12 protein-coding genes are annotated in these 11,235 nt (G+C 54.7%); 1 reads left to right on the top strand and 11 read right to left on the bottom strand.

Features of this window, described 5'->3' with window-relative positions; genetic code table 11:
* Window positions 1-8 precede the first annotated feature (8 nt).
* The 11 genes from Q3O59_RS08300 to Q3O59_RS08250 all read right to left on the bottom strand — a co-directional run bounded on the left by Q3O59_RS08300 (window position 9) and on the right by Q3O59_RS08250 (window position 10,178).
* Entirely contained in the window at window positions 9-497 is a 489-nt protein-coding gene (locus Q3O59_RS08300) for a prepilin-type N-terminal cleavage/methylation domain-containing protein (RefSeq protein WP_305945141.1), read from the bottom strand.
* 16 nt (window positions 498-513) lie between these two features.
* Window positions 514-1,041, bottom strand: coding sequence for a type II secretion system protein (locus tag Q3O59_RS08295; protein WP_305945140.1), 528 nt, complete (start codon window positions 1,039-1,041; stop codon window positions 514-516).
* A 70-nt stretch (window positions 1,042-1,111) separates the two neighbouring features.
* The gene (locus tag Q3O59_RS08290; RefSeq protein WP_305945139.1) at window positions 1,112-2,335 is read right to left on the bottom strand and encodes a type II secretion system F family protein; all 1,224 of its coding nucleotides are present in this window, start codon (window positions 2,333-2,335) and stop codon (window positions 1,112-1,114) included.
* Window positions 2,328-4,061, bottom strand: a complete 1,734-nt coding sequence (locus Q3O59_RS08285; RefSeq protein WP_305945138.1) for a GspE/PulE family protein — start codon at window positions 4,059-4,061, stop codon at window positions 2,328-2,330. The genes Q3O59_RS08290 and Q3O59_RS08285 overlap by 8 nt, the downstream gene beginning before the upstream one ends.
* A 3-nt stretch (window positions 4,062-4,064) precedes the next feature.
* Window positions 4,065-5,165 (bottom strand): tetratricopeptide repeat protein, encoded by a 1,101-nt coding sequence (locus Q3O59_RS08280; RefSeq protein WP_305945137.1) that lies wholly within the window; start codon window positions 5,163-5,165, stop codon window positions 4,065-4,067.
* The gene (locus tag Q3O59_RS08275) at window positions 5,165-6,055 is read right to left on the bottom strand and encodes an ExeA family protein (RefSeq protein ID WP_305945136.1); all 891 of its coding nucleotides are present in this window, start codon (window positions 6,053-6,055) and stop codon (window positions 5,165-5,167) included. Before Q3O59_RS08275 ends, Q3O59_RS08280 begins: the two co-directional genes overlap by 1 nt.
* Before the next feature lie 8 nt (window positions 6,056-6,063).
* Complete coding sequence (mshL, locus tag Q3O59_RS08270; protein ID WP_305945135.1) at window positions 6,064-7,731, bottom strand: pilus (MSHA type) biogenesis protein MshL; 1,668 nt, start codon at window positions 7,729-7,731, stop codon at window positions 6,064-6,066.
* Window positions 7,721-8,032: an MSHA biogenesis protein MshK gene (locus tag Q3O59_RS08265; protein ID WP_305945134.1), complete on the bottom strand. Its 312-nt coding sequence runs from the start codon at window positions 8,030-8,032 to the stop codon at window positions 7,721-7,723. Before Q3O59_RS08265 ends, mshL begins: the two co-directional genes overlap by 11 nt.
* A complete protein-coding gene (locus Q3O59_RS08260) occupies window positions 8,010-8,648 on the bottom strand; it encodes a hypothetical protein (protein ID WP_305945133.1) in 639 nt (212 codons plus the stop codon). Before Q3O59_RS08260 ends, Q3O59_RS08265 begins: the two co-directional genes overlap by 23 nt.
* Complete coding sequence (locus Q3O59_RS08255) at window positions 8,645-9,241, bottom strand: PilN domain-containing protein (RefSeq protein ID WP_305945132.1); 597 nt, start codon at window positions 9,239-9,241, stop codon at window positions 8,645-8,647. Before Q3O59_RS08255 ends, Q3O59_RS08260 begins: the two co-directional genes overlap by 4 nt.
* A complete protein-coding gene (locus Q3O59_RS08250) occupies window positions 9,228-10,178 on the bottom strand; it encodes a hypothetical protein (protein WP_305945131.1) in 951 nt (316 codons plus the stop codon). The genes Q3O59_RS08255 and Q3O59_RS08250 overlap by 14 nt, the downstream gene beginning before the upstream one ends.
* An 86-nt stretch (window positions 10,179-10,264) precedes the next feature.
* Between Q3O59_RS08250 and Q3O59_RS08245 the strand changes: the two genes are divergently transcribed.
* Window positions 10,265-11,194, top strand: coding sequence for a 1-aminocyclopropane-1-carboxylate deaminase/D-cysteine desulfhydrase (locus Q3O59_RS08245; protein WP_305945130.1), 930 nt, complete (start codon window positions 10,265-10,267; stop codon window positions 11,192-11,194).
* Window positions 11,195-11,235 lie beyond the last annotated feature (41 nt).

Raw genomic sequence — 11,235 nt, 5'->3', positions numbered from 1 at the left:
ACTCCCAGCTAGCAGCCGCCGCTGCTGACAACAATTGAAGGTTTAGTTGTCGCTGTCGCAGGTTGATAGGTTACCCGACACTCACCACTGGAAGGGGTGAAACTGGCAGCCTTAATGATGGCAGGATTTGCTCCAGTTATAGACCACTCTTCGGTACTAAGTTCAGCGACCGCTCGCAATGAGTCTTCATTGGCAGCAGGGTAGCCAAATTCAATATTTGTTGCACTACCAGGGCATTCACTCTCCCCTACAGGTAAGGCGCTTACATTTCCATTGGCAAAGCAAGCTAAAGGAGCAGATTGGACACCAGCAATGATTGACTTGCCATAAACAAGCGCACTTGAAGACTCTAAAGCACCTCGCACACCTTGCAAAGTTGAGGCCCTGGCATCACCACCAAAATCTAAAAAACGAGGTGCTGCTGTCACGGCTAGAATACCTAAAATCACAATCACAATGATCAGCTCAACCAGCGTAAAACCTTTACTATTAACCATAATGCTCTCTTTTTTATCAGTTCTTAAAGACACGAACCAAGCCAGTGGCAGGTTCATATTGGAACAGGTTGCCTTGTGCTGTGGAGTCAGCAACACCGCCATCCGCAACATCTCGAATGGATTGAGTTTGATAATAACGGCATACCGTCGCGGCTCCATCCGTCCGTACAAAAATACTCGCCTGACGGCGGGCAGCCTGGGTGTCAGTAATAGTTGTCAGAGGAGCCGCTTGTAAAATCTCCTCAATGATCGTCGCACAATTTGCTGCTGTTACTGCACCACCGCCATTTGGGTAACCGTTGGAACCAACAGAAACAGGTACGCCATCATAGGACACAGAGCCAGCAGGCCGCCCTTCGACCTCCCATTGCGCCCGCACCAAGCCAACAGCGGAAGCAAAACCGCCGGCGACACCATCAATCGCTGCATCTTCTGCTTGCTCGGTAATATTCAAAAACCGAGGCAAAGCAGTAGCTGCCAATAAACCAAGGATAATCACCACGATTACCAGTTCGATCAGGGTAAAACCCGCTTGCTTTTTCATCGTCAGTCTCCTGAGTTGCTTTGTTTTAGTATAGAGCGACTTATTAAAAATACACGCTTTTTCGACAACACTAGTTGCTGCCACGATAGGCGCTGAGCATATCCCACATCGGCGTAAAAATCCCCAGCGCTAAAATCAACACCATCACCGCCACAATGGTGATCAAAATGGGCTCAATGCGGGCCGTTAGTGTTTTCAAATCGTACGCCACTTCCCGCTCATAGAAACTGGCGACCTCGGCCAACATCTCATCCACCTGACCGGTTTCTTCCCCCACGGCCACCATTTGCATTACCAAAGGTGTGAACATCTGGCTTTGGGCGCTGACTCGGTAAAGACTCTCACCGCGCTCAATTTTGCGGCGCATCTCGCGAATTTTATCACCCAGGTAGGCGTTATCGACCGCCTCGGCGACCAGGCTTAGAGCCGTGGTCATCGGCACACCCGACTGCAACATCAGACCAAAGCTGCGGGCATAACGTCCAAGCGTTGCCCGGTTGATTATATCGCCCACCAACGGAATACGAAGCTTAAAATGCCCCCATCGCACCCGGCCGGTTTCGGTTTCGATGCTGTAACGCAAACCCAAAAAGCCACCAATGAGCAGTACCAGCAATAACCAGCCAAAACGCTGAAAAAACGACGAGGTAGCCAGCAACACCTGAGTCGACCAGGGCAGTTCGGCATTAAAGCGTGCGAACATCGAGGCAAACTGTGGGATCACCAGCAAATTTAAAATCACCAGCGCCACGGCCAGCGCAATCAGCACAAACGTAGGGTAACGGGTGGCCTGCTTAATCTGCTTGCGGGTTTCCTGCTCTTGCTCCAGGTACTCTGACAACTGCAAAAAAGCCTGATCCAAGCGGCCGGTGTTTTCGCCAACGTGCACAATGCTGACCACCAGGCGGCTGAAAACTTTCGGGTGCGATGACATCGCCACCGACAGGGTCCGGCCTTTTTCCAGCTCATCGGCCAGCTGATGCAGCACCTGCTGCAACCGACTGGAGCTGGTGCTGGCCGCCAGCCCTTCGATGGCCCGAATCATCGGGATCCCGGCTTTCATCAAAGCATACATCTGTCGACAAAACATGATTTGTTCCGTCAGGCCGATGCCTCGCTGCCACTGTGGCAGGGTCAGCCCGGATGAAGGCTGGTCCGGCATAGCTTCAATGAGCACCGGGATCAGCTGGCGCTGCCGCAGCATATCCGCCACACCGGCCTCACTGCTGGCTTCCAGCTTGCCGGCCACCGCCTGGCCTTGCTGGTCCCGGGCCTGAAAACGAAACTCAGCCATGCTCCAAGCTCCGTACCGATGGCTCCGTCTCTAAATACTCCGAGACCCGGATGACTTCATCCAGGGTCGTCATGCCTTGTTGGGCATAGCCCAGGGCCATTTGCCCCAAACTGCGGAAATGCTCGCTGTGGTAAGCCAAAGAAACAAAGGCTTCGTTGTCGCCCCGGCGCAGCGCATCGGCCAATGGCTTGGTCAGAATAAGAAGCTCAAAGACGCCGATTCGCCCTTTAAAGCCGGTATGGTGACAGGACTGACAACCTTTGCCATGCCAGTAGTGCGCGGCTGGGTCGGCTTTGCTGTGACGTAGCCAGTTTTGTTCCAGTTCATCCGGCTGATAAGGCTCTTTGCAGTTGTCACAAATTCGCCGCACCAGCCGCTGCGCCAAAATAGCGCGCAAGGAGCTTGCCACCAGATAAGGGGCTGCGCCCATATCCACCAAGCGCAAGGTACTGGTGACGGCGTCGTTGGTATGCAGGGTCGACAGCACCAGGTGACCTGTCAGGGCGCCACGTAACCCCATTTCAGCCGTTTCCTGATCACGCATCTCCCCCACCATGATGATATCCGGATCTTGCCGCAGGGTGGTGCGCAGTACCTCACTAAATCCCAGCCCAATCTTGTAATTGACCTGCACCTGATTGATGCGGGGAATGCGGTACTCGACCGGATCTTCCACCGTGATAATTTTGCTGCCTTCCTGGTTCAATTCACTCAGCAGCCCATACAAGGTGGTGGTTTTACCCGAGCCGGTCGGCCCTGTGACCAGAATCATGCCATGGGGGCTTTTGATCAACTGCCGCAGCTTGCGGATAAAGTCCGGCGGCATGCCGGTTTGCTCGAGCGTTAGCAAGCCTGCGGTTTGGTCCAGCAAACGCATCACCACCGACTCACCGTACTGCACCGGCATGGTGGACAAGCGCACATCGATTTTGTGGCCTTTGACCTGGATCTGAAAACGACCATCCTGCGGTAAGCGCTTTTCCGAAATATCCAGATTCGCCATCAGCTTCAGGCGCAACACCAGGGCCGAGGCGATACTAACCTCGTTCAGCGTGCTTTCTTGCAACACGCCATCGACCCGTTGCCGGATACGGATCAGTTTTTCATCCGGCTCAATGTGAATGTCCGAAGCTCGCACCTGAACAGCATCCTCAAACACCGACTGCAGCAGCTTCACGATGGTGGTATCGGACTCGGTATCCAAATTCAGTGCATTCAGATCAAAATCACCGGTTTCGGCGTATTCTTCTTTCAGCTGGGTGGCAAAGCTCTCAATTTCTTTGGTTCGACGGTACAGGTTGTTGAAAGCTTCCATCAACTGACTTTCCCGCACCACGGCGATGCGAATTTGTCGTGGAGCCAACATTGGGGCCAGGTGATCCAGCATCGACAGATCGGCCGGATCACTCATACCTAGCAGTACCTGCTGCTCATCCGCTTCCAGTACCAAAGCTCTGCTGCGACGGGCATGCACCTCCGGCAGCAGTTGGGCCACTTTCGGATCCAGCCGCTGCTGACTTAAGTCTAAAAATGGCAAATCCAATTGCTGCGCCAGAAAGTGCAGCAACTCATCTTCTTGCAACAAGTTCAGGTCAATCAAGGTTGCGCCAAGCTTACGCCCGGTTAAACGCTGCTCGGCCAGCGCTTTATCCAGCTGTTCACTGGTGATCATGTTTTCATGCACCAACAAATCACCAAGCCGCATTTTCAGTTTAGGTTTTGCCATCGGCTAATTCAGCTCCTGTAACCGTTGCCGGATGTAGTCCCTGCTGGCTGGCGTGAGATCATCGGCCAACTGCAGGCTGCGTTGAAATTGTGCCAAAGCTTGAGGCCGTCGGCCGAGTGCATCGGAACTGATGGCCATCCCCAGCCACCAACGGCCCTGCTCTGGCTCCGCGGCCGCCAGTTGCTCAAATGCCGCCAAAGCAGCCGGGTGCTCACCCAGTTGCTGCCAGGCTGCGGCTCGCAATGCCAGCTCCGAGCGCTGCAACTCAGAGGCAGACAGCACCGCCAGACTTTGCAACACTTGAGGCCAAAGTTGCTGGCGAGCAAAGCTGGCAGCCAACTCTGGTATCAGCGCTTGCTGCGACGCGCCTTGCTCCAGCCCAAGCTGCAACCAATACTGCACCCCGGCCTCATGCCCGCTTTGCTGCGCCATTCGTGCCAACGCCAGATAGGCCTCTGGCTGCTGAGGGGCCACCAGCTGCAGCTGCTGCCAGTGCCGGCGTGCTTCCTGCCATTGCCCGGCATTCTGTGCCCGGATCGCCTGCTGACGCAGCTGTTGTTGCTGCGCAGCCTCACTCAACTCAACCCGCTCGACGCTCAGCTGAGCGACCGGCTCGGTTGGCGGTGTTTGTTTTTGAGACGCTGCGCTCTCTGCTGCTTTAGCTGGCTCTGTACTTTCGGGCTCGGTGCTTGCGGGCTCTGAATTGAGGCTTGCGGTTGTCACTGCTTCTGCTGCTGACGCTTCCATCTGCACGCTGACGACAGACTCTGGATGTTCAAGCTCGGTCGCCCCACTGGGCAACAAGGCCTCAGCATCCAGAACGCTAATTGCAGTATCCATTTCAACGGTGGTCAGCGCAGCAACGGGCTTTACCAGCTCGACGCTTTGGCTGGTTTCTGAGCTGGCAGACCGGTCAGACAAAGAATGCTCCGTTATGCTGGCAAGCCACCACCAGAGCAGCAAGCCACCCACCAGCAAGCTTAGCAGCAGCCAGATACCAACAGAGCGCTGCGGCGCCACGACAGCGGGCGACGCCTGAGGCTGGGCCTCGGCACCTTTTTGCCGTTGGTCAAGATCCCTCAGCATTTGATTGATAACGCTCATCACTGCCCCCACTGCCAGAACAAAGCGACGGAGAGCAGCAAGAGTGCCAGTGCAGCTGGCCACCAGCTATGTGCTCTGCTGAACTGCACATCATCGGTATCCCTGGCAGCGGCCCCAACATGCCACCAGCTGACGCGTTGCTTGCCCTGGCCATAACACAGCATCAGGGCTTTATGGGCCAGCATATTCACCAAACGCGGAATACCCCGGCTGCTGCGTGCCAGTTGGTACCGGGCCATCGGGCTAAAGGACAGCTCTGGATTGCCGGCAACCCGCAACCGTTGCTGCAGATAAGCGGTCACCTCTGCCGGAGTCATCGGACGCAACCGATAGGAAAAACCAATGCGTTGCCGCAACTGGCGAAACTGTGGTTTTGCCAGCTTGGCATCCAACTCAGGCTGAGCAAACAGCACCACTTGCAGCAACTTCCGCTGCTCAGTTTCAAGATTGGTCAACAAGCGCAGCGCCTCCAGGGTGTCATCTGGCAAGGCCTGGGCCTCATCAATCACCAGAATCACTTGCTGACCGCGGGCGGCAATCAGCATCAAATGGCGTTGCAGCAGCTGATGCAGCTGCTGTTGGTCAATATTCCCCGAATACTGCAACCCCAGCTCTGACGCCAATGCCCAACGCAACTCCTGAGGTGTCAGTGACGGGTCTGGTACATAGGCGAGGCACCACTGGGCTGGTGCGCTTTGCAACAGCTTACGACAGAGTAGGGTTTTGCCGGTCCCAACCTCGCCAATAATTTTAATAAAGCCTTCACCAGCAGACAAAGCCGTCTGCAACACGTCAAAAGCCTGCTGGTGCGGTGTCAACCCAACGTAGAACAGTGTATTCGGCGTCAGGCTGAATGGCGGTTGCTGCAAGCCAAAATGATGCAGGTACACGGCTCCCCCTATGGGTACCAGCGATTCAGACTGTCAGACGATTGCCGGATATGGGGCTGCCACTGCTCTGGCTCTACCACCACCGGCCGCAGTAGGATCACCAGCTCCTTTTTCTGTTCCAGGGTATTTTTGCTGGTAAAGAGCTGCCCCAACAAAGGAATCGACCCCAGCACTGGCGTTCTTGAGACCATGTCGGTACTGACCGACTGCATCAGTCCGCCTATCACCACGATTTCACCACTGCGCGCCCGGATAATGGTATCCGACTCGCGAATATTGCTGCGTGCCAGTGGCAGCACCACATCTTCATTGCTAAGTCGAATGGTTTTGATTTGCTCGGCCGTCTCCGTCACCGAGGGATGCACATGCAAAATCACCTGACCATGTTGATCAATCTGCGGCGTGACATCCAGCGCAATACCGGAAAAGAACGGCTGCAACTCAATCGAAGGCGTACTGATGGTGCCGCCCACAGTGGCAGTGGTATCGCTGCTGATATTGGTGACGTAGTATTCGTCCTGCCCCACCTTAATCACCGCTTTCTGGTTGTTGATGGCGGTCACCCGGGGACTCGACAGCACCTGAGCACTGCCCTGGGTTTCCAGCAGGTTAATCACCCCGGAAAAATCGGCATTGCTAAATGAAATGGCCGTCACGCCCCCTAAAGCAGCGCTGGTTGAGTTGCCGGGTGTCACGCCCGAGGTGGTAAAGTTAAAGTCGGTTGAGCGCACCGACGCCAGCGCATTGCTCCAGTTGATCCCCTGCTGGTATTCATCACTTAAGGTGACTTCGATGATGCGCGCTTCCAGAATCACCTGTCGCTGCAGATGCTGTTCGGCGGTGCCCAAAAAGGTCCGTATAGCGGCAATTTCATCGGGCATGCCACGCACCGTCACCAAGCCCGCCTGAGGACTCACCACCACCATGCGCTCAGGACCAGAGCCCAGCATTTGTTGCAGAGCGCCTTGCAGGTCTTTCCAGAAATCGGTTTCACTTTCACTGTGAATGTTGCTGCCGCTAAATTGCTGCTGCATACCAAACTGGCCGCCCAGCATCGGGTCCTGCAGTTGGGCGCCCCGCTGCTGCCCCATCCGTCCGGATTGCTGATTGCCGCTGCGCATATCCTGAGAGACCCCGCCCGAGTTGACCGAGATGGCCGAAAAACCGCTGCGCTTAAGCATCAGGTAATTCACAGGGATGGTTTCCGTTCGAAGGCCAGCGGGCATCACCTGATAGACCCGGCCATGGCGACGAATATCAAAGCCATACAGATCTTCAACCACAGCCAGCGTCTCAGCCAGGGTGACCTGCCGCAAATTCAGGCTGATTCGGCCTTGCACATCAGGATGCACTGCAATGCTGTAATCGGTATCGACCACCAAAGAGGCAAAAAACTCCGCCAGCTCCACCTGACTGGCCGCAACATTAAAGCGCGGCTCCACCTCGACAGGGGCGGTAGGCTCCCGACTGCCCAGACTGAACAAGTCCTGTGTGACAGAAGCAGGCACCTCGGGGCGGACTTCCGTAGTCGCCGGCAGCGGCTCGGCGGCTGCACGCTCCAGCTCGGCTTTGGCTTGTTGCGCCTGGTGCCCCGCCTGCATGCCCTGACAACCGGCTAACATCAAGGCCAGAGCGCAACTGAAGGTAACACGGGATAGATGGAGTTTAGTCGTCATTGTTCGTCATCTTTTGGAATAAAAATAAGTGAAGTTGCTCGCCTGCCCGTTCAAGCACCACGTGGTCCCTGGCAATGTGATGCACCCGATAGCCATCAATGCTGTCGCCAACCTTCAGCAGGCTGCCATTGATCATGCTGACGGCTCCTTCGTCCCGCCACCGAATCAGCTGCAACACTGGCTGGCCCGTTTCCTGCCGCACCGAAGCCACATCGCCTACCACTACTGCCGGCCGGGTTGGATCGGCCTGTGCGGCAACGCTCAGCAGCAACGCCAGGCTACAACTGAATAAAATCTGCATGATCACCTACCGTGACAATATCCAAAGCAAGTTCTGCCAACGGGTGCTCAGTGACCCGATACTGCAGACTATGCCAACCCAGCTGCCAGGGCAGCTGTTCCAGCGTCGTGAGTAATTGACGTAAGGCACTGTAATCGCCCTGCATCACTAAACGGATTTTGTGCTGGTACAACAAAGGCTGCTGATCTGCATCGTAGGCAACAACAGAGGGTGGCATACTTTGCAGTGACAACAAACGGACTCTGGCATCGCCCATTAAAAGCGACTGCAGCATGGGCAATACCCGATCCGCACCGACAAAATGCGCCGTGCGGGCAGCCAGTTGTTGTTCCAGCTCCAGCGCTCTTCCTTCCAGCCGTGTTAATCGCTGTTGCACTTCCTGATTGATATTGCGCGACAATTCATCTTGCAACTGCACAATCCCCTGCTCAGTTTGCTGCAACTGAGTCGAGACACTGGCAAGCTGCTGGCGTTGTTGCTGATGCTTTATCCAGGCTGGTTCCAACACCAGGACTACACAAAGCCATCCAAACAGTCCCAGGCTGGCAAAGAACACCAACCGGCGCTCGCGCAATTGCAGCTGTTGAAACTTGCTCTGCCAAAGCTCCCACTTCATGGCATACTCCCTGGCTTTGCCTCAACCTGAAACTGCAACACATCCACGTCCGGGTGCTGCTTTATTTGCAGTCCCTGAAAGCGCTGCCCCTGAAAATAAGGAAGAGCCGATAACCTGGCTAACCAGGCAGGCACCTCGGCCGAGCGGGTCGAGTAACCATGGAAACTGCTCTGTCCTTGCTGCAGGCGAAACTCTTTGAGCCACAACTCGGGCGCATCAATGCCTTGCAAATGCGTCAAAACATCAGAGAACAGGACCTGTGGCTGCTGATGCTGCTGCACCAGCTCATTCAGTCGCTGTGCCCGCTGAATGCGGGCTTGCAAGCGCTCTTGCTGTTTTAGCAAATCTGGATCCGGGGCTCGCTGCTGCAATAACTGTTGAAACTGCTCTTGTTGTTGCAGCTGCTGTTGCAGCTTTTGTTGCTGCTGCCCCAGTTGTGTTTGGACCTGCTGCTGTTGGTAACTAAGCACGCCAAAGATCAGCAAGAAAGCCACAGCAAACAACAACAGCCACTGCAGCAATAAGCGTAAACTCCATTGCTCTGGCAAAGGCAGTAGCGTCGGGTCAAACAGGTTGATGCTAGTTTTCAACACCGGCCTCCTGCTGTTGCGTTGCCGAAAGCTGCTCCATCGCTGCCGCCAAAGGAAGCGCAAACTCGGCTTGCTGTGTCGGGTTGCCATCAGTCAGCCAGCTGGTTAAATCCAAAGTCTCAACCTGGGCAAAGCCCAACTGACGAAAGAAGCTGGCAATCTCGTCCTGCAGCTCCGTATCCAACGCCAACAACAACTGCTTTACCGGTGCTTGCTTCAGCTGGCCCTCAAAATAATCCACCGAGCGTTGTACCTCCAGGCCCAGTGTATCCAGATAACCTTGCTGCAAAACATCCAGGCTAAGCTGCTCCAATTGCGCCAAGCCGCGAATACGGCGCGAGAAACAAACCTGGCTGCCTCGCACAATCATCATGGCCAGCTCCTGACCAGCTCGATGCGATAATATCAGGGTAGATGGTGCCTGAGGGGGCAGCAGACTGCGTAACGCCCACTCCTCTGGTACTATCGTCCTCACAGGAAGCTTTGCCCGGTGCAAAGCAGCCATCAACTGCTGTAAAAAACCTTTGCTGCAGGCAATAGCCTGTATTCGCGGCGCTTGTTGTTGATGAGCGTTGGGCAAGTCCATGTAGTCCAGCTGCATGTCATCCGGCTCAATGCTGACCAACTCTTTAAGCTGCCAACGTAATGCGGCTTTAAGCTCTGCTTCTGGGATCTGAGGTTTATCGACTTGCACCAACTGGTAGTACTCCGGAGAGAGCACCAGAACAACATCCTGAGCAGCTGGCATTTGGGCCACCAGTTGCTGTACCACTGAAGTGAAGTTTTCGCTGACAGGCACAGTGACCTGGAAAGTGCACTCAAGGCTACCCTTTGCATTGGTCAACACCAGCGCCCGACACTTGTCAGGCTGCCAATGCAGAGCAGCTACCGCCCGCTGCACTGGCTGCTTTTTAAAAGCTTGTTGTAGCGATGCCCACATAAATGCTCTTACCTGATTGTTTAGTCGCTATACTGAGCAACTTATTTGTTGTTGTAATAGTAAGGAACGCTTTGGTTCAGCTTAGCATGATAACGAAAAAGCCAGCAAATAATTGGCAACAAATTCAAGATGCTTTACTTGATCAGCATCAACTGCAACTATGGTTATTCCAACCAGGCCAAAGCTCGGCGGCACTGTCGGGTAACAAAGCACTGAAGTTAAAGTATCACATCGCACAGGCCTTGCATTGCAAAAAAGCAGGGCTGCTGACCTTTGGCGGAGCTTTTTCCAATCACCTGGCCGCGACTGCCATAGCCTGCCAGCAACAAGGCATCGCATCCATCGGCCTCGTTCGAACTGATCGGTTGGATACCCACAACCCAACCCTGCAACACTGCCAAGCTTCAGGCATGCAACTTGTGCCCATCAGTCGCGCTGAATATCGCATGCGTAACGAATCTGACTGGTTGAAACAGTTACAGCAGCACTACCCTGACTTTTTGATAGTGCCGGAAGGTGGTAGCTCAAAATTGGGCGTGCAAGGTGTTGCTGAGCTGGATTTAACCAAAACCCCGCACGGCAATAGCCAGTATATTGTGGCAGCGACCGGCAGTGGCGGCACCCTGGCAGGGCTCGCTGTTGGCAACCCCGATACTCAGGTGCTGGGTATCGACGTCGTGAACGACTTAAGCTTGCCGGATAAGATAAGACAGTGGTGCCCACAGGCAAGCAACTGGCAACTGATCACAGGTTATACCGGCAAAGGGTATGGTCGCTTTGATGCCGAACTGCTGCAATTTTGTCTGGAATTCAAACAACGGCACCAGATCACACTTGAACCGATTTACACCGGCAAAGCCATGTCAGCTTTGTACCAGTTGATCGCTCAGGGCGTATTTCCGAAAGGCAGTAACATTAGTTTTTTCCATACCGGTGGCTTGCAAGGATTGGCAGGGTTACGCTATAGAGGGTTACTCTCTGAAGCTGACTATCAAGTCCTTGTGACTCCAGGCTGAAACCTTCGCCAGGCGCTGCAACGCAAAAAGGCCTACCGGTA

The sequence above is a fragment of the Alkalimonas delamerensis genome (genome assembly GCF_030717955.1).
GTDB lineage: Bacteria > Pseudomonadota > Gammaproteobacteria > Enterobacterales > Alteromonadaceae > Alkalimonas > Alkalimonas delamerensis.
Note: the sequence above shows the minus strand (reverse complement) of the source record. Positions and strands in the feature narration are given on the sequence as shown.